Here is a 16,871-nt window from a genome sequence, read left to right as displayed (position 1 = left end):
GGTTTTACCTATGCCGCCTTCAGCTTCTTCTGCAGGGAGGTGGAGGACGTCGTATACTGGAAAATGATGCGTTCGCCAGGGGCCACGATGCGTTTTGCGGCCTGGGACATCAGCGCGGCCTCATGGAAGCCGGAAAGAATCAGCTTCAGCTTGCCCGGATAGGTGTTGATATCGCCGATGGCGAATATACCGGGCTCCGACGTTTCGAACTTTTCGGTATCGACGGCAATCAGGTTCTGATCGAGATTGAGGCCCCAATCGGCGATCGGTCCGAGCTTCATGGTCAGGCCGAAGAACGGCAGCAGCCGGCCGGCTTCAAGAACCTCCTCGCCTTCGGCACCCTTGAGGATGACCTTGGACAATTGCCCGCCGGCACCTTCGAGACTGCCAACCTGGCCCATGCGAAACTTGACACGGCCCTCCTTTTCAAGCGCCCACATCTTGTTGACGCTATCGGGTGCGGCACGGAATTCCGGGCGGCGGTGCACGAGGGTGACGGACTTTGCCACGGGCTCCAGATTGAGCGTCCAGTCGAGTGCGGAATCGCCGCCGCCGACAATCACCACATCGTGCCCGCGGAACGCTTCGATCTTGCGCACGGCGTAGTGAACGCTGGTGCCTTCATAGAGTTCGATTTCCGGCACTGGCGGACGCTTCGGCTGGAAGGAACCGCCACCGGCCGCAATGACAATAACCTTGGTGATGAACGCTTCATCCGCGTCGGTCTCGACGCGGAAACGGCCATCTTCAAGCTTCTCCAGCGCGGTGACCATCGTCGAGAAATGAAACTGCGGTTCGAATGGCGCAATCTGCTTCAGGAGGTTGTCCGTCAACGCCTGACCTGTGACCTCTGGAAGTCCCGGAATGTCGTAGATCGGCTTTTCCGGATAGAGTTCGGCGCACTGGCCACCCGGACGGTCGAGAATATCGATCACATGCGCGCGCAGATCGAGCAAGCCGAGTTCAAAAACGGCAAAGAGGCCGACAGGGCCCGCGCCAACAATAACCACATCTGTTTCAATAATGTCGGACATATGGTGCTTTCCAGTAAATGTCGTGAAATTCAATCGAGGATCAGGCGCCGGGAACGCGGCGCCAGCTATAGGTTCCGGGCGCCGAGTGGGAGCCCCTGCCCGGCTGGTAGTAGACCGGCGTATCGTGCAGATTATGATCAGCGAGGCGCGTCAGCGTCACCGCATGGGTAACCTTCAGCGTGTCGAAGCCAGTGCGCAGCATATAGGCCACCTGGTCGATCAGCACATCGCCCACCGCGCGCAGCTCACCCTTGAACTGATGCTGGCTCTTCAGCATTTCCGCTTTCGAATAGGACCGGCCGTCATTGAAGGCCGGAAACTGCAGCGCAATCACCGGAATGGTATCGAGCAATGGCAAAAGCGGATCAATGCTTTCACCCGGGGCCACCGAAACGCCAATCTTGCGATTGGTGGCGTTGCGCACGTCGTCTTCGAGGCCGAGCCACACGGCCAGTGGCAGAATGACCGCCGGCGCATCGCCAGCCTCGTCCAGCGTCGCAGCTGCAATATAGGGATCCTCGCGGAAGCCTTCGCGGCCCCAGAGCTCTCCTGCAGGCTTTTCGGAAATGTCACTCATAAATTAGAATCCGTCAGAGAAATATTGCTCAATTGATCGGTAAGACCGGTCAGATGAATACCGCATTCGGTCTTGTCCGTGCCAGCCCAGCGGCCGGCGCGATCGTCCTCGCCATCCTTGATCGGCTGCGTGCAGGGCATGCAGCCGATCGAACGGTAGCCTTCGGCAACCAGCGGATGCGGCGGAAGTTCGTGCGCGGTCATATAGGCCTTCAGATCGGCCGACGTCCAGTGGGCCAGCGGATTGATGCGAACACGCTCGCCAACCGACTCGAAAACCGGCAACGCTGTACGGGTCGAGGCCTGGAACTGCTTGCGCCCGGTCATCCACGCCCGGTACGGGGCCACGGCACGCGCCATCGGCTCGACCTTGCGGATGTAGCAGCAGCGGTCCTTGTTGGTCATCGACAAGGCGCCAAACGGGTCCTCGTCCTTCAGGCTCTGTTTCAGCGGATGAATGTCATGCACATCCGTCAGGCCGAGATCGCCGACCAGCTGGTCGCGATAGCGCAGGGTTGCCGGAAAATGCTTGCCCGTTTCAAGAAAAAGCACCGGCGTCGCCCGATCTATCTGTGCGATCATGTGCAGCAACACCGACGACTCCGCTCCGAACGAGGAAACCACGGCGATTTCCTCGTTGAACAGATGATCGATGGCAAGCTCGATCACATCCATCGGTTCGAGATTGCCGTAACGGGCTTCAAGCGCGCGCGCTTCATCCGCTACGGTTTTCTCGTTGAATTCAAGCAGCATTTGCAGCCTCGCTATAGAGCGCATCCTTGAACGGTGCAGCGCCCACACGCCGGTAGGTGGCAAGGAAGTTCTCTTCCTTGTCGGTGCGGATATCGAGATAACGGTCAACAATGGTTTCAACCGCATCGACGATTTCTTCCGAGGAGAAACCACGTCCTGTGATGTCACCGATGGTGCAGATTTCATCCCCGGAACCGCCGAGCGAGATCTGGTACAGCTCCTCGCCCTTCTTCTCGACACCGAGAATGCCGATATGGCCGACATGGTGATGACCGCAGGCATTGATGCAGCCGGAAATCTTGATCTTCAGTTCGCCGATGTCCGCCTGACGCTCCGGCTTGCCGAACCGTTCCGAGATGCGCTGGGCGACGGGAATCGACCGTGCATTGGCAAGGGCGCAATAGTCGAGCCCAGGGCAAGCGATAATGTCTGTGATCAGCCCGGCATTGGCGGTCGCAAGACCATCGGTCAGCAAAAGGTCATAGACGATTCGCAGATCGGCGATCGCCACATGCGGCAGAACCAGGTTCTGCTCATGGCTGACGCGGATCTCGTCCTGCGAGAATTTCTCGGCGATATCGGCAACCAGGTCCATCTGTGCGTCGGTTGCATCACCGGGGATGCCGCCGATGGGCTTCAGAGAAATGGTCACGACGCCGTAGTCTGGATTCTTGTGCGGCGTCACATTCTGATCGACCCAGGTGGAGAATGAATGATCGGCCTTGCGCGCGGCCGCAAGGCCCGACCAGCCTTCCGGACGTACGGGCAGGCTTGGCGGCGCGAAATAGCTGTCGATGGCATCGACGTCCTTCTGCGGCAGCTTCAGGTCGGTTTCCTTCAGCACCTGCCATTCGGCTTCGACCTGACGTGTCAGTTCTTCCGTGCCGGTTTCGTGCACGAGAATCTTGATACGCGCCTTGTACTTGTTGTCGCGGCGGCCATTCAGATTGTAAACGCGCATGATCGCTGTCGTGTAGGAAAGCAGATCCTCGACGGGGAGGAAATCGCGGATCTTCTTGGCAACCATGGGGGTGCGGCCCTGACCGCCACCGACATACACCGCGAAACCGAGTTCGCCCGCATCGTTCTTCTTCAGATGCAGGCCGATATCGTGCACCTGGATCGCAGCACGATCACGCTCGGCGCCGGTGACGGCAATCTTGAACTTGCGCGGCAGGTAGGAAAATTCCGGATGCATCGACGACCACTGACGCAGGATTTCCGCATAGGGGCGCGGATCGGCGACCTCGTCGGCAGCAGCCCCGGCAAAGTGATCGGCAGTGACATTGCGGATGCAATTGCCCGAGGTCTGCAGCGCGTGCATCTCGACCGACGCCAATTCATCAAGAACCTTGGGCATGTCCTTCAGCGCCGGCCAGTTATACTGCAGGTTCTGGCGCGTGGTGAAATGCCCGTAGCCGCGATCATAATGGCGGGCAATATGGGCGAGCTTGCGCATCTGGCGGCTGGAGAGCGTGCCATAGGGGATGGCGACGCGCAGCATATAGGCATGCAACTGTAGATAGACGCCGTTCATCAACCGCAGCGGCCGGAACTGGTCTTCCGTCAATTCGCCGGCAAGACGGCGCTCAACCTGATCCTTGAACTGCTCAACGCGGGCCGAAACAAACGCGTGATCAAACTCATCGTAACGATACATTCTGTGCGGGCCTTTAGCTGTTAAGCGGCGGTTGCTTTGGGCTTTTCAGCCTGCTTGCCGAGATCAAGACGGATGGTGGGGCCGAGCTGGCGGATGCGCTCGCGCAGGCGCAGCGGATAAAGGTTTGTGCCGCGCTCTTCAACATCGATCACATTGACGTCGATAACGAGGTTAGACTTGATCGCTGCCTTCCCGGCCTCTTCAAGAGCGCTTACCGCTTCGGCGTGACGGGCGATCAGCGCACCGTCGATCTGTTCCAGCCACTCGCCATTGGCGCCGAGCCATACGGCTTCACCATCGGTCAGGCGGTTTGCGGTGAGAACTTTGACACTCATGATCGTGATCCTTCGCGTTCAGGCAGCATTGGTTTCAAGGTGGCGGGTCGCCACGGGATTCTTGTTCTGTGCGGCAAGCGGCTCGGCCTTGTCGATGGCGGCACCTGCAACAGCATCGCCGATGACGACCATGACCGGACCGTCGAGATCGTTGCGCTGCTCCAGCGCCGGCAAATCGTTGAGCGTGCCATGGAACATGCGCCGTTCGGGGCGGCCTGCGTTTTCGATGACCGCAACGCCGGTATCGGCATGAAGCCCGGCCTGCATCAGCCGCTCGGCGACGGAAGCGGCAACGCTGCGGCCCATATATACGGCGATCGTTGCGCCTGAAATGGCAAGGCGCGCCCAGTCGGGCAGTACTTCACCGGCCATGTCATGACCCGTGGTGAACACGAGGGAGGATGCCACGCCGCGCAAAGTCAGAGGCAATTGCATATCGGCAGCCGCGGCAAAGGCCGAGGTGATGCCCGGTACGATCTCGAAGGCAATGCCGGCGTTGCGCAGCGCGGCCATTTCCTCGCCGGCGCGGCCATAAACCAGCGGATCGCCGGACTTCAGGCGAACAACGCGCTTGCCCTCGCGGCCGAGAGCAACGAGCAAATCGTTGATCTCGCTCTGGCTCTTGGAATGGCAGCCCTTGCGCTTGCCGACGGAAAGGCGGGTCGCGTCGCGGCGGCCCATGGCAACGACGGCCTCCGGGACCAGCGCGTCATAGACGATGACGTCGGCTTCCATGAGCACGCGGTGGGCACGCAGGGTCAAAAGATCTTCGGCACCGGGACCGGCACCAACCAGCCAGACATAGCCCTCTGGCTCGTCCTGGCTTTCGAGCAGACCGGCGGCAGCCTGATGGGCGCCAGTCAAGTCATTGTTATAGACATTGCTTGCGACGTCGCCGGAAAAAAACGAGCGCCAGAACAGGCGGCGCGGCAAACCCTTTTTCACCAGCTTCTCGACCACTGGCCGATAGGCATTGGCGAGACGCGCCAGATCACCGAGACGCGGCGAAAACGCCGCGTCGATGCGTGCGCGGATCATCTGGGTAAGGACAGGGCCTGTACCCTCCGAACCAATGGCGATGGCGAGTGGCGCACGATTGACGATAGCGGGCGTGAAGAAATCGCAGAGGTCGGGCCGGTCAACGACATTGACCGGAATTCCCTGACGGCGTGCCTCAGCCGCGACCGCCCCGTCCTGGTCTTCATCGCCGGTGGCGACGAAGACCAGTTTTGCGCCGGTCAGATGCTTGGGAGCAAATTTTTCTACGAGATGTTCGTGACCGCCTTCACGGAGAAAATCGGCCAATTCCGGTTCGGGCTCCTCAGCAACAACGCGTATCGTCGCGTTCGTCTGCGCCAGGAGCCGCGCCTTGTTGAGCGCTTCCTCGCCATTGCCAACAACCACAAGCACTTCATTCCGCACGCGGAAAAAGGCTGGAAAGACAGATAGCTGGTTGGCATGGATGGACATGAATAAGACAATCCCGATGGTTCAGGGGATTATCCATGATCCGGCAGCTGTTTATAAGGAACAGAAGTGCGCCGAATCCCGGTCAAGAGCATGGAATTTCTGAAAAAGCCGAAACAAGCGGATTCTCTTTCTATCGTATACAAAGAGACACACGCCTTGCCATCACCCCTTGAGGCAAAGCGAGACATGCTCGATCATCCGCATCTGGCCGGCCATCCAGCCAAATCAATACACGACTACTTTTATCGGGTTAACAAGAAAATGCAAGCCCCTTTGTTGCTGGCCGTGGCGAAGACACGCTCGATCCGGTATGGACGGCTCCGTCACAAGGAGCGGAGACACCTGATGCGCATGATCTCGTAGATCTTCCGGTCAAGAATCTGCAAGCGTCGAAAGGCTTCTTCACCGCTCTCGGTTTCAGCTTCAATCCGGGTTTCTCCGACGACAAGACTGCCTGCATGATCATTGACGAGAACATTTATGCCATGCTGCTCGTCGAGGAGCGCCGCGCATTTCGCGCAGGGTCAGGTCAAAATGCTGCACAAGGAAGCCGCTTGTAGAATGCGACCGGATCTCAACCATATCCTAGTGCAAGTTTTGTCTAGACGGTAAAAACCGCCTGCACATGCACGGGCCAGCGCCAGGGCAGGATAGCGACGAGATCAAAGCGCAGGGAGAGACGGGTATGGTCACTCTGACGCGCAAGCCAATGATCCGCAGCTGCCTCGATCCGGCGCATGGTCAGTGCATTGACCGAGTCCATCGCCTGCTCAAGCGTTGCCCGCGCCTTCACCTCGACGATGAGAACGGTGTCGCCGCGCCGTGCGATCAGGTCGATCTCGCCGAGTTTGGTGCGATAGCGGCGGCCGACGATGCGGTAGCCTTTCAGTATGAGGGCAAGGGCAGCGAGATGTTCTGCGGAGTGGCCGCGACGGTAAGCCTTGCGGCGCTTGCCCAATTCGCTCATCTCGCGCCTATTTCAACGCCAGAAGCCGTTGATAAAGTTCTCCCTTGGGCCGGCCGGTCATGCGCGAGGCCTCACCCGCTGCCTTGGCCGGTGCCATTTCGAGAACGAGGGCGCGCAGCAGCGCATCGATGTCGTCGTCGGAGCGCGGCACATTCTCATGTTCTTGCGGTGGGCCAACAACGAGCACCACTTCGCCGCGGATACGGTCCTCGCCGTCGAATTCCGCTGCCAGGTCCTTCAGAGGCAGGGTGACGACAGTCTCATATGTCTTCGTCAGTTCACGGCACAGCGACGCCTGGCGTTCAGGGCCGAAGATTTCGACCATGTCTGCCAGCGTTGCCGCCGCGCGATTTGGCGATTCGAAGAATACCAGCGCCGCATCAAGGGTTTTCAATTGCTCGAGCTTCGCCCGGCGCTGGCCCTGTTTCGACGATAGGAAGCCGGCAAAATAAAACGAATCCTTGAATAATCCTGAAGCTGTAAGGGCGGCCAGCACCGATGATGCGCCGGGGATGGGCACGACCCTTATGCCGGCGGCTTTGGCTTCAGGCACCAGGCGGCCTCCCGGATCAGAAATCAGCGGCGTACCCGCATCTGAAACCAGTGCGACGCTCTTGCCCGCCAAAAGCGCATCGATCAGTTTGGGGCCGGCCATTTCGGCATTGTGTTCGTGGTAGGCGTAGGGGCGGCGGGAAATGCCGTAGCGGTCGAGCAGAACGCGGCTCACACGCGTATCCTCGCAGGCGATAATGTCTGCCGCTGCCAGCGTTTCGATGCCGCGTAGGGTCATGTCGCCGAGATTTCCGATCGGCGTCGCCACGATATAGAGGGCCGGCTCCAGTGGGCGGGCGCGGTAGGAAGCGCTGCCGATCTGATAGTCCCGCTCCTTGTCGGCAGTTTTTGGGGCTTCTCCCTCGGACAAAACTTTTCCCTTATGCTGCCAGATCGGCGATGACCGCATTGAGCACGATGGCGCCCTCGGGCGTCGTGCGAATACGGCTATTGCCGATATATTCGATAAGGCCCTGCTCCGCCAAGGAAATCACTTTACCTTCCTTGACGCTGTGTCCAGTCAGACGTTCGTAGCGGGCGAGATCAATTCCCTCTGCCAGCCGCAATCCCATCAACAGGAATTCGTCGCCTTCCTGCTCTCTATTCAGGAACTCTTCCTCGACAACCCCGTGGCCGCCGGCTTCGACTTGCCGCAACCAGGATTCGGGATGACGCTCGGTGATGGTTACTGCGCGCGTCCCATTTTCAATGAAGCGTCCGTGCGCGCCCGGACCGACACCGACATATTCGCCATAGCGCCAGTAAACGAGATTGTGCTGCGACTCCGCGCCGGGTGCGGCATGATTGGAAATTTCATAGGCTGGCAGGCCATGGCTCGCCGTTACATCCTGCGTTTCCGCATAAAGCGCTGCCGCGTGATCACCGTCGGGTGTCACCAGTTTCCCCGCCTTCCACAGATTGTAGAAAGGCGTGCCTTCCTCGATCGTCAGCTGGTACAGCGACAAATGATCGGCGGCATAGGAGATCGCGCGGGCAAGTTCATCGCGCCAGCCTTCAATGGTCTGGTCCGGCCGCGCATAAATAAGGTCGAAGGAAAGCCGCGGGAAAATCTCGCGCGCCAGTCCGATCGCAATGAGTGCCTCATCGACGCTGTGCATGCGGCCGAGCCGGCGCAGATCCGGATCATTGAGCGCCTGCACGCCAAGCGACACCCGGTTGACGCCCGCGGCGCGATAACCGCGAAAACGATCTGCCTCGACGCTGGTCGGATTGGCTTCCAGCGTGATCTCGATATCATCCGGCACGTGCCAGTTGCGGGCGATTTCATCGAGGATGGAAGCCACCGTCTCCGGTTGCATCAGTGACGGCGTACCGCCGCCAAGGAAGATGCTGGAAACCGTGCGCTGACCCGTACGCTCGCGCATCGTCGCCATTTCGCGGGCAAAGGCTGCGGCAAAGCGCGGCTGGTCCACCGGCTGATGCCGGACATGCGAGTTGAAATCGCAGTAAGGGCATTTGGCCATGCAGAAGGGCCAATGAACGTAGACGCCAAAGCCGGACTCGCCTTTATCGGGATGGTTCATGCGCATCCAGACAATCTTTGGCAAAGCGCTGGAAGGCACGAGCGCGATGCGACAGCGCATCGGTGTCGCCCGGCTTCCAGCCGTGTTTCTGTTCCGCAGTCATTTCGCCGAAGGTTGTATTGTAGCCTTCCGGCCTGAATACGGGGTCGTAGCCGAATCCTGCGGTGCCGCGTGGCGGCCAGACGATCTCGCCTTCCACTTCGCCGCGATAGTAATTGGCTTCGCCATCGGGCCAGGCAAGGCAGATAACCGAAACGAACCGGCCGCTGCGATCCCCGGGTGCGCTCGCACCCTTTTCCTGCAATGCCTTCTCGACCTTCCGCATGCCGTGAGCGAAGTCACGCTTGCCGTCCGGAAGTTCGGCCCAATTGGCGGTGTAGACACCCGGATTGCCGCCCAGCGCATCAACGCATAGGCCTGAATCGTCGGAAAGCGCGACAAGACCCGTCGCCTTGGCGGCAGCAGCGGCCTTGATGTAGGCGTTCTCCTCGAAGGTCGTGCCCGTCTCCTCGGGTTCAGGCAGGCCCATGTCAGCGGCAGACACCACTTCGAAGCCGAACGGCCCGAGCAGGTCGATCATTTCCCTGATCTTGCCCTGGTTGTGGCTGGCGACGAGCAACTTGCCTTTTTGAAGCGTTCTCATTTCAGATTCCATAATTGTGGTTCGGCAAATTCAATCGAATTTCCCGACGGATCGCGGAAATACAGGGAGTGCGCGCCGTTCGGCCAATCGAACTCGCTCTCGATGACGATACCGTTGGCCTCCAGATGGGATTTCCACTCCGCAATTTCATCCCGCGTCGCGCGAAAACACACATGACCCGGCCCATCCGCGCCATGGGACGGTATCGGCAGACCGCCTTTTGGCCTTTCCTTCAACTTTTCAACGTTGAAAAGAATAAGCACGCCGGGCCCGCAACGGAAGAATACCGATTCATTGCCGGCACGCAGGATGACTTCCATCCCGAGCACACCAGCATAGAACCGCGCAGCCACTTCGACATCGGTCACATAAAGCGCTGTTTCCAGTATTCCTGATGGCTGCATGGTTCCTGTCTTCTAGCCGACGGCCATTTTCTGCAGCGAAACCAAACGGTTGATGCCGTTGCGGGCAAGCCCCATCAGTGCCAGCAATTCGTCTTCGGAGAAAGGATCGCCCTCGGCGGTTCCCTGTACTTCAACAATACCACCCTTGCCGGTCATGACGAAATTGGCATCGGTCTGGGCCGTCGAATCTTCCTGATAGTCGAGATCGATGACCGGGGTGCCATCGGAAATACCGCAGGAAATGGCAGCGACATGGTCCTTCAGGACTTTTTCGACCTTGAGCATCTGCCGCGCTTCCATCCAGCTCAGACATTCGTGCAGGGCCACCCAGCCGCCAGTGATCGCTGCGGTGCGGGTGCCGCCGTCGGCCTGGATGACATCGCAGTCGACGGTGATCTGTACTTCGCCGAGTGCCTGCAAATCCACCACAGCACGGAGCGAGCGCGCAATCAGCCGCTGGATTTCCAGGGTACGGCCACCCTGCTTGCCGGAAGAGGCTTCGCGGCGCATGCGATCGCCGGTCGAGCGCGGCAGCATGCCATATTCGGCCGTGACCCATCCCTTGCCGGTGTTGCGCATCCAGCCCGGCACTTTTTCCTCCAGGCTAGCGGTGCACAGCACGTGGGTATCGCCGAATTTGACCAGGCACGAGCCCTCGGCATGTTTGGAAATGCCGCGCTCAAAGGAAATGGCGCGCATTTCGTCGGGGGCTCGTTTGGAAGGACGCATGGGCTAACCTCTTGTTGATCTGTTTCCCGGCCTTTTAACCGCGATGGGTGAATGAAGCAAAGGCTTTGATGATTGACCCGATAATGCTTATATCAGGCCGGCAACGAACAGAAGTATGAGGCAGGATGAACAACGCCGTGGTTCCGGAGACATTGCAATCGCTTGATCAGCGGTCGCGGGATATTTTCCGGCGGATTGTCGAGAGCTATCTGGGCGACGGCGAACCGGTTGGATCGCGCAACCTGTCGCGCATCCTGCCTGTGTCCCTTTCCCCCGCCACAATCCGCAATGTGATGAGCGATCTGGAACATCTCGGTCTCGTCTATGCGCCGCATATCTCGGCCGGGCGGCTGCCGACGCAGCTTGGACTGCGTTTTTTCGTCGACGCCTTCATGGAAGTCGGCGACCTCTCCTCCGCTGAGCGTAATTCCATCGAGGCTCAGGTGCGGGCTTCCGGTGAATCCCAGTCGGCGGAAAGCGTGCTCACCCAGGCAAGCCAGATCCTTTCCGGCATGTCGCGGGGTGCCGGGCTGGTTCTCGCCAGCAAGGCGGAAGGTGCGCTGAAGCATATCGAATTCGTTCGTCTCGAGCCGACAAAGGCATTGGCAGTACTCGTCACCCAGAGCGGCGATATCGAAAACCGCGTCATCGATCTGCCGCTCGGCGTCACGCCATCGCAATTGATCGAGGCGTCGAATTTTCTCAACGCGCATATTCAGGGACGCACCATCACCGAGGCGCGGCAGGAAGTCGCCCGGCTCAAGGAGGAAACACAGCAGGCGCTGGACGCATTGTCGCAACATCTGGTTGAACAGGGCCTTGCCATCTGGGGCGGGGCTGGTGGCGGCCAGCCCGCACGGTTGATCGTTCGCGGGCGCGGCAATCTGCTCGAATCGGTCAATGCCGAGGCCGATCTCGAGCGCCTGCGTCATCTGTTCGACGATCTCGAGACCAAGGAAGGTACACTGCAGTTGCTTGATCTGGCGGAGGCCGGACCGGGCGTGCGTATTTTCATCGGTTCGGAGAACAAACTGTTTTCGCTTTCCGGTTCGTCGCTGGTCATCGCGCCATACCGCGATTCGGAACAGCGGGTGATCGGCGCGCTGGGTGTCATCGGTCCAACGCGGCTCAACTATGCGCGCATCGTGCCGATGGTGGATTATACGGCCCAGCTTGTGTCGCGCCTGCTTCGATAGTCATTTGCACTTGATTTTTATGGCCTAAAGCTCGATATCCAGCGCAACTTACGAATAATGAACGGACAGGATAGATGGCTGAAGACAAGAAAAATCACGACACACCCGATCTCGACCAGCGCGACCTGAAGAATCCGCGCGATCGAGATGCGCTGAAGCGCGCTGCCGATGATTTTCTCAAATCGCGCAAGGCTGAAGAATACGCGATGGCCCAGGATGACGAAATTGAAGCTCAGGCCAACAATTGGGCCGAGCTCGACAGGCTGCGCGCCGAAAACGGCGACCTGAAGGACCAGCTGCTGCGGCTTGCCGCCGACATGGAAAACCTGCGCAAACGGACCGCACGCGACGTTCACGATGCGCGCGCCTATTCGGTCGCCAATTTCGCCCGCGACGTTCTTTCCGTTTCGGACAATCTGAAGCGCGCGCTCGAAGCAATTCCTGCCGATGCGCTGGCTCAAGGCGACGCTGGTTTCAAATCGCTTGCCGAAGGCGTTGAGATGACCGAACGTTCGCTGATGACTGCGATGGAACGCCACGGAGTCAAGAAAATCGAGCCGCTGGGCCAGAAGTTCGATCCAAACTTCCATCAGGCGATGTTCGAGATTCCAAATGCTGACGTACCACACAACACCGTGTTGCAGGTCGCACAGTCAGGCTTCGTCATTGGCGACCGCATGTTGCGCCCGGCCCTGGTCGGCGTATCCAAGGGTGGCCCCAAGCAAGGGGCAGGCGAAGGCCAGCCGGAACCTGGCCCGATCAATCCGCAGGCGGAAAAAGACGCCTGATCCGGCCTGCAAGTCGAATTTGAGAGCCGCGTTCCTTAACCGGGAATGCGGCTCTTTTCATTTTGGCGGGTGATGCTCTATCGTGCCCATTATCCGGGCGCAGGGGGAATTGCCGATGACCACGATCCAGCTGTTCAACTATGCCGGGATATTCGTCTTTGCCGCGACAGGCGCCCTGGCGGCATCACGCCGCCAGCTCGATATCATCGCGTTCATCTTTCTTGCGGCGGTGACGGGCGTCGGCGGCGGTACGTTGCGCGACCTGATCCTTGGAGTTCCGATATTCTGGGTCAAGGATCCGGGGAACCTTCTGGTCTGTGCCGCGGCCGCAATCGTCGTCTATTTCTCCGCCAATCTGCTGGAGTCACGCTACCGCGTGCTGCTATGGCTCGATGCGGTCGGCCTCGCCGCCTATAGTGTCATGGGTGCAGCCAAAAGCCTGGCGTTGGGCTTCGATTCAAGCATTGCCGTCGTCACCGGCATCATGACCGCTACCTTCGGCGGCATCCTTCGGGATATCATTTCCGGTGAGCCATCGGTGCTGATGCGCCGCGAAATCTATGTGACGGCCGCCCTGGCCGGGTCGGTCGTCTACATTATTCTGCACGCTCTGTCTCTTGGACTGGAACTGTCGGCACTCGCCGCTGCACTCACCGCATTTGCGGTGCGTGGCGGCGCGCTTTATTTCGGCTGGGCGCTGCCCACCTATCACAGGCCCGGCCGCACGCCCGAGGAACTCAAGCGCGAGGGCTATATCCGGTCGGAGTAGACTTGCCGGGCACCATCTGTGCTTGGGTGAAGCATCGCAACTTGACAAAATGGCTGCATGTGGCCACTATTCTCACATGACAACTGTATCGATCCGAGACGCAAAGAACCGCCTCACGGAACTCGCCCGCCAGGTGGAAAAAGGCGAAACCATTGTGGTGACACGCAATGGTCGTCCGGCTTTTGATCTTGTTCCGCACAAGCCCGGAAAGGGGCTGCAGCTGGAGGCGATTGACGAATTCAAGAAAATACACGGGATCACGACGATCGTCCCCTTTATCGCGGACGACTTCGACGACCCATTACCGGAAGATTTTCTCCTTTACCCGCTGCCGCCAGACGCATGAGAGTGTTGCTGGATACTCATATTCTGTTGGCCATTCTCGAGCAGCAGCTGGAGAAGTTTACGCCCGGCATTCGGAGCTTGCTCGCAGACCCGGCAGGGGAGTTCCATGCGAGCGTGGCCAGTCTTTGGGAAATCGCGATCAAATGGCGCTTGGGAAAGCTTCAGCTTACTCCCGGTCTCAAGACGTTGCCTGGTCTGCTAACGGACATGGGAGTAGAACTTGTTCCGATCAACGAGCACCACACCCTGATCGCAGTTGAGCCCGAACCGTTAACACGGGATCCTTTTGACCGCCTCTTGCTGGCGCAATGTCAGGTGGAAGACTTGCGCCTTGTCACGATTGATCGTGCGCTGGTCGCCCATCCAATGGCGGTCAAAATCAAGTGAACCTTGCTATAGCAATCCGGCCTGTTCCGCCGCGAGCTTCAGATTGAGCTGCGGACGCGGACCGATCTGCTGGATAACCAGACCCGCCGTCAACGAACCAATCCTGGCGCAATCGGTCAACGTGCGGCCATTCGTATAACCGAACAGGAATCCGGCGGCATAGAGGTCGCCTGCGCCGGTCGTATCGACCAGTTCGGCAATCTCTATTGCCGGCACGGCAACCATCTCGTCCTTCGATACAACGACCGAGCCCTTTTCCGAACGCGTGATTGCAGCCAGTTTGCAATCCTTGCGGATCAGATCGAGTCCCTTTTCGAAATCGTGCGTCTGATAGAGCGACTTCAGCTCAGCCTCATTGGCAAAGACGATATCGACAGTGCCCGAGCGCATCAGGTCGAGGAATTCTTCGCGATAGCGGTCGACGCAGAACGGGTCGGACAGCGTCATCGAGACTTCGCGCTTGTGCTCATGCGCGATTTTCGCCGATAGGCGGATTGCTTCCTTGGCGCGCGGCGGATCCCAGAGGTAGCCTTCGAAATAAGTCACCTTGGCTTCGGAAACCTTGGAACTTTCCACATCTTCCGGTCCAAGTTCGACACAGGCGCCGAGATAGGTGTTCATCGAACGCTCGCCGTCCGGCGTCACGAAGATCATCGAGCGAGCGGTTGGCGGCGGCGAAGCGAGTACGCGTGTGTCGAAGGCGACACCTTGCGAACGAATATCGTGGGTGAAGACATGTCCCAGCTGATCGTCCGCCACCTTGCCAAAATAGGCAGCGCGTCCACCAAGGCTGGCGACGCCCGCTGCGGTGTTGCCGGCACTGCCGCCTGAGGCTTCGATCGCCGGTCCCATGCGTTCATAGAGAAATTCCGCCCGGTCGGCATCGATCAGGTTCATTGCATTTTTGATGATGCCGTTCTTGACGATGAAATCGTCATCGGTGCGGGCAATGATATCGACAATGGCGTTGCCGATGCAAAGCACGTCATAGCTGGACATGAAAACTCCGGGATTGAATTGGCCGTACCTTTTGGCGGTTGTTTTGCCTTTGCTCTAGCGCGTAAGCGATCAATTGACTACCCCTTCTTTCGTGCATCCGCTTGTCCCTGGGGACGAGCGCCCCTATGTCCGGTACTTCGTAGCCCTGGAGATCGAGCGTACAAATGGTTATTGAAAGTGCCCGCGCTGCGGCCAGTCATCTGTTCCGTCCGGAGTTCCGCGCGGTTCTGTGGAAATCACTCGGAATGACCATTCTGCTGCTGATCGGCGTTTGGTTCGGTCTGCGCGAACTGTTCGAAATTTTGGCGTTGCCCTTTTTCGACCAGATGATGCCGGACCTGCCTTCCTGGACGGGGTGGCTCGGCCTGATCGCCGGTATTCTTGCCAGTTTGGGCCTTGCCCTCGGCCTGGCACTGCTGATTGCGCCGGTTACGGCGATCGTCGCCGGATTGTTTCTCGACGATGTGGCCGAACTGGTGGAAAAGGAGGACTATCCCCTCGATCCGAAGGGCGCTCCCCTTCCCGCCGTGCGCTCTTTCATTCTTTCAGTCAAGTTCATGGGCGTCGTCATCATCGGGAATATCGTGGCATTGCTGTTATTGCTCATTCCCGGCGTAAACATCATCGCCTTCTTTGTCGTCAACGGCTATCTGCTCGGCCGGGAATTCTTCGAATTTGCCGCGATGCGCTTTCGCCCGGAACTCGAGGCCAAGGCGCTCCGCTCCAAACATTCGACGATGGTATTCCTGGCCGGGCTGATTATCGCCGCCTTCATGGCGATCCCGCTCCTCAACCTGCTCACGCCTTTGTTCGCTGCCGCCATGATGGTGCACCTGCACAAGGCCGTGACGCGGTCAGAGCCCCCGGCAGCGCTACCCTAGGTCAATGACCTGCGGCGGCAGCGGCACGAGCGGTGCGGGGATTTCCGACGTTTTCTCCGCGGCCTTGCAGATATCGGCAATGACACAGGCGGGGCAATCGGGCTTGCGCGCCTTGCAGACATAGCGGCCGTGCAGGATCAGCCAATGGTGCGCGTGGTAAAGGTACTCGGATGGAACGACCTTCATCAGACGCGCTTCCACCTCTTCCGGCGTCTTGCCCGGTGCCAGCCCGAGCCGGTTGCCGATACGGAAAATATGGGTGTCGACCGCCATGGTCGACTGGCCGAACGCCATGGAGAGCACCACATTGGCCGTCTTGCGGCCAACTCCCGGCAGCTTGACCAGCTCGTCGCGATCATCCGGAACGACGCTGTCATATCGATCGATCAGCGCCTCTGACAGAGCGATGACATTCTTCGCCTTGTTGCGCCAGAGGCCTATCGTGCGGATATAGTCGCCGACCTTGGCCTCGCCCAATGCCAGCATCTTTTCCGGCGTGTCGGCCACCCTGAACAAAGCCCGCGTCGCCTTGTTGACACCGGCGTCGGTTGCCTGGGCGGAAAGGACGACCGCAACGAGCAAGGTAAAAGGGTTTACATGCTCGAGTTCCCCTTTCGGTTCCGGACGCTGAACCGAAAACCGACGGAAAATTTCATGGATTTCTGCCGCCGTATAGCGTGTACCGCCAACGTTGCGCGCTTTCGCGGGCCTGGCAATGGCCACACCTTGTGTTTCCGCAATTCCGGACGAAAAACGAGCTTCCGCCTTTCCTGAAATTGCTTTGACCTGATCAATTTTGGGCTTGGGATTTTCCATGCTCCCTCTATACTCAAACGCCA

The 16,871-nt window shown here is 59.1% G+C and carries 21 protein-coding genes; 7 read left to right on the top strand and 14 right to left on the bottom strand.

Annotated features, from left to right (window positions below):
• Positions 1-8 precede the first annotated feature (8 nt).
• The 6 genes from CU103_RS02485 to cysG are packed head-to-tail and all read right to left on the bottom strand — an operon-like array spanning position 9 to position 5,828.
• Positions 9-1,034 (bottom strand): NAD(P)/FAD-dependent oxidoreductase, encoded by a 1,026-nt coding sequence (locus CU103_RS02485; RefSeq protein WP_106662309.1) that lies wholly within the window; start codon positions 1,032-1,034, stop codon positions 9-11.
• Between the two features lie 40 nt (positions 1,035-1,074).
• Positions 1,075-1,602, bottom strand: coding sequence for a DUF934 domain-containing protein (locus tag CU103_RS02480; RefSeq protein WP_425350557.1), 528 nt, complete (start codon positions 1,600-1,602; stop codon positions 1,075-1,077).
• 5 nt (positions 1,603-1,607) lie between these two features.
• A complete protein-coding gene (locus CU103_RS02475) occupies positions 1,608-2,363 on the bottom strand; it encodes a phosphoadenylyl-sulfate reductase (RefSeq protein WP_106662307.1) in 756 nt (251 codons plus the stop codon).
• A complete protein-coding gene (locus CU103_RS02470; protein ID WP_106662306.1) occupies positions 2,353-4,023 on the bottom strand; it encodes a nitrite/sulfite reductase in 1,671 nt (556 codons plus the stop codon). The genes CU103_RS02475 and CU103_RS02470 overlap by 11 nt, the downstream gene beginning before the upstream one ends.
• Before the next feature lie 20 nt (positions 4,024-4,043).
• Positions 4,044-4,358 (bottom strand): DUF2849 domain-containing protein, encoded by a 315-nt coding sequence (locus CU103_RS02465; protein WP_106662305.1) that lies wholly within the window; start codon positions 4,356-4,358, stop codon positions 4,044-4,046.
• 18 nt (positions 4,359-4,376) lie between these two features.
• Complete coding sequence (gene cysG, locus CU103_RS02460; RefSeq protein ID WP_106662304.1) at positions 4,377-5,828, bottom strand: siroheme synthase CysG; 1,452 nt, start codon at positions 5,826-5,828, stop codon at positions 4,377-4,379.
• A gap of 90 nt (positions 5,829-5,918) precedes the next feature.
• Between cysG and CU103_RS02455 the strand changes: the two genes are divergently transcribed.
• Positions 5,919-6,191, top strand: coding sequence for a hypothetical protein (locus CU103_RS02455; RefSeq protein ID WP_106662303.1), 273 nt, complete (start codon positions 5,919-5,921; stop codon positions 6,189-6,191).
• A gap of 238 nt (positions 6,192-6,429) precedes the next feature.
• Here CU103_RS02455 and CU103_RS02445 read toward each other — a convergent pair whose 3' ends face one another.
• Genes CU103_RS02445 through rph form a run of 6 tightly spaced genes read right to left on the bottom strand, consistent with a single transcriptional unit; the run spans position 6,430 to position 10,667 of the window.
• The gene (locus tag CU103_RS02445; protein WP_106662302.1) at positions 6,430-6,795 is read right to left on the bottom strand and encodes a YraN family protein; all 366 of its coding nucleotides are present in this window, start codon (positions 6,793-6,795) and stop codon (positions 6,430-6,432) included.
• A 7-nt stretch (positions 6,796-6,802) separates the two neighbouring features.
• Positions 6,803-7,717 carry a 16S rRNA (cytidine(1402)-2'-O)-methyltransferase gene (gene rsmI, locus CU103_RS02440; protein WP_425350549.1) on the bottom strand — a complete coding sequence of 305 codons (915 nt, stop codon included), beginning with the start codon at positions 7,715-7,717 and terminating at the stop codon, positions 6,803-6,805.
• A gap of 10 nt (positions 7,718-7,727) precedes the next feature.
• On the bottom strand, positions 7,728-8,891 hold the full coding sequence (gene hemW, locus CU103_RS02435; protein WP_106662627.1) for a radical SAM family heme chaperone HemW: 1,164 nt from the start codon (positions 8,889-8,891) through the stop codon (positions 7,728-7,730).
• Positions 8,875-9,534 (bottom strand): RdgB/HAM1 family non-canonical purine NTP pyrophosphatase, encoded by a 660-nt coding sequence (rdgB, locus tag CU103_RS02430; protein ID WP_106662300.1) that lies wholly within the window; start codon positions 9,532-9,534, stop codon positions 8,875-8,877. The genes hemW and rdgB overlap by 17 nt, the downstream gene beginning before the upstream one ends.
• On the bottom strand, positions 9,531-9,938 hold the full coding sequence (locus tag CU103_RS02425) for a VOC family protein (protein ID WP_106662299.1): 408 nt from the start codon (positions 9,936-9,938) through the stop codon (positions 9,531-9,533). Before CU103_RS02425 ends, rdgB begins: the two co-directional genes overlap by 4 nt.
• 12 nt (positions 9,939-9,950) lie before the next feature.
• Complete coding sequence (rph, locus tag CU103_RS02420; RefSeq protein ID WP_106662298.1) at positions 9,951-10,667, bottom strand: ribonuclease PH; 717 nt, start codon at positions 10,665-10,667, stop codon at positions 9,951-9,953.
• 125 nt (positions 10,668-10,792) lie between these two features.
• Between rph and hrcA the strand changes: the two genes are divergently transcribed.
• From hrcA to CU103_RS02395, 5 genes are all read left to right on the top strand, one after another.
• Positions 10,793-11,863: a heat-inducible transcriptional repressor HrcA gene (gene hrcA / locus CU103_RS02415; protein WP_106662297.1), complete on the top strand. Its 1,071-nt coding sequence runs from the start codon at positions 10,793-10,795 to the stop codon at positions 11,861-11,863.
• Positions 11,864-11,937: 74 nt separating this feature from the next.
• Entirely contained in the window at positions 11,938-12,651 is a 714-nt protein-coding gene (gene grpE, locus CU103_RS02410) for a nucleotide exchange factor GrpE (protein WP_106662296.1), read from the top strand.
• Between the two features lie 115 nt (positions 12,652-12,766).
• Positions 12,767-13,420, top strand: a complete 654-nt coding sequence (locus CU103_RS02405) for a trimeric intracellular cation channel family protein (protein ID WP_106662295.1) — start codon at positions 12,767-12,769, stop codon at positions 13,418-13,420.
• 76 nt (positions 13,421-13,496) lie between these two features.
• Positions 13,497-13,766: a type II toxin-antitoxin system Phd/YefM family antitoxin gene (locus tag CU103_RS02400; RefSeq protein ID WP_106662626.1), complete on the top strand. Its 270-nt coding sequence runs from the start codon at positions 13,497-13,499 to the stop codon at positions 13,764-13,766.
• The gene (locus tag CU103_RS02395; RefSeq protein ID WP_106662294.1) at positions 13,763-14,152 is read left to right on the top strand and encodes a type II toxin-antitoxin system VapC family toxin; all 390 of its coding nucleotides are present in this window, start codon (positions 13,763-13,765) and stop codon (positions 14,150-14,152) included. The genes CU103_RS02400 and CU103_RS02395 overlap by 4 nt, the downstream gene beginning before the upstream one ends.
• A 6-nt stretch (positions 14,153-14,158) precedes the next feature.
• Here CU103_RS02395 and CU103_RS02390 read toward each other — a convergent pair whose 3' ends face one another.
• A complete protein-coding gene (locus CU103_RS02390) occupies positions 14,159-15,151 on the bottom strand; it encodes an adenosine kinase (protein WP_106662293.1) in 993 nt (330 codons plus the stop codon).
• A 164-nt stretch (positions 15,152-15,315) separates the two neighbouring features.
• On the opposite strand from CU103_RS02390, the gene CU103_RS02385 reads away from it, so the two are divergent.
• Positions 15,316-16,032: a sulfate transporter family protein gene (locus tag CU103_RS02385; RefSeq protein WP_106662292.1), complete on the top strand. Its 717-nt coding sequence runs from the start codon at positions 15,316-15,318 to the stop codon at positions 16,030-16,032.
• On the opposite strand, the gene nth is transcribed toward CU103_RS02385, so the two are convergent.
• Positions 16,024-16,848, bottom strand: a complete 825-nt coding sequence (nth, locus tag CU103_RS02380; RefSeq protein ID WP_425350548.1) for an endonuclease III — start codon at positions 16,846-16,848, stop codon at positions 16,024-16,026. The genes CU103_RS02385 and nth overlap by 9 nt on opposite strands.
• Positions 16,849-16,871: the final 23 nt, after the last annotated feature.

The organism is Phyllobacterium sophorae (assembly GCF_003010965.1).
GTDB classification, from domain to species: domain Bacteria; phylum Pseudomonadota; class Alphaproteobacteria; order Rhizobiales; family Rhizobiaceae; genus Phyllobacterium; species Phyllobacterium sophorae.
This window is presented reverse-complemented; position numbering and strand designations above follow the sequence as displayed.

Coding starts and splice junctions, on each gene's coding strand:
- CU103_RS02485 (WP_106662309.1), bottom strand. CDS start 1,034: ATGTCCGACATTATTGAAACAGATGTGGTTATTGTTGGCGCGGGCCCT.
- CU103_RS02475 (WP_106662307.1), bottom strand. CDS start 2,363: ATGCTGCTTGAATTCAACGAGAAAACCGTAGCGGATGAAGCGCGCGCG.
- CU103_RS02470 (WP_106662306.1), bottom strand. CDS start 4,023: ATGTATCGTTACGATGAGTTTGATCACGCGTTTGTTTCGGCCCGCGTT.
- CU103_RS02465 (WP_106662305.1), bottom strand. CDS start 4,358: ATGAGTGTCAAAGTTCTCACCGCAAACCGCCTGACCGATGGTGAAGCC.
- cysG (WP_106662304.1), bottom strand. CDS start 5,828: ATGTCCATCCATGCCAACCAGCTATCTGTCTTTCCAGCCTTTTTCCGC.
- CU103_RS02455 (WP_106662303.1), top strand. CDS start 5,919: ATGGAATTTCTGAAAAAGCCGAAACAAGCGGATTCTCTTTCTATCGTA.
- CU103_RS02445 (WP_106662302.1), bottom strand. CDS start 6,795: ATGAGCGAATTGGGCAAGCGCCGCAAGGCTTACCGTCGCGGCCACTCC.
- hemW (WP_106662627.1), bottom strand. CDS start 8,891: ATGAACCATCCCGATAAAGGCGAGTCCGGCTTTGGCGTCTACGTTCAT.
- rdgB (WP_106662300.1), bottom strand. CDS start 9,534: ATGAGAACGCTTCAAAAAGGCAAGTTGCTCGTCGCCAGCCACAACCAG.
- CU103_RS02425 (WP_106662299.1), bottom strand. CDS start 9,938: ATGCAGCCATCAGGAATACTGGAAACAGCGCTTTATGTGACCGATGTC.
- rph (WP_106662298.1), bottom strand. CDS start 10,667: ATGCGTCCTTCCAAACGAGCCCCCGACGAAATGCGCGCCATTTCCTTT.
- hrcA (WP_106662297.1), top strand. CDS start 10,793: ATGAACAACGCCGTGGTTCCGGAGACATTGCAATCGCTTGATCAGCGG.
- grpE (WP_106662296.1), top strand. CDS start 11,938: ATGGCTGAAGACAAGAAAAATCACGACACACCCGATCTCGACCAGCGC.
- CU103_RS02405 (WP_106662295.1), top strand. CDS start 12,767: ATGACCACGATCCAGCTGTTCAACTATGCCGGGATATTCGTCTTTGCC.
- CU103_RS02400 (WP_106662626.1), top strand. CDS start 13,497: ATGACAACTGTATCGATCCGAGACGCAAAGAACCGCCTCACGGAACTC.
- CU103_RS02395 (WP_106662294.1), top strand. CDS start 13,763: ATGAGAGTGTTGCTGGATACTCATATTCTGTTGGCCATTCTCGAGCAG.
- CU103_RS02390 (WP_106662293.1), bottom strand. CDS start 15,151: ATGTCCAGCTATGACGTGCTTTGCATCGGCAACGCCATTGTCGATATC.
- CU103_RS02385 (WP_106662292.1), top strand. CDS start 15,316: ATGGTTATTGAAAGTGCCCGCGCTGCGGCCAGTCATCTGTTCCGTCCG.
- nth (WP_425350548.1), bottom strand. CDS start 16,848: ATGGAAAATCCCAAGCCCAAAATTGATCAGGTCAAAGCAATTTCAGGA.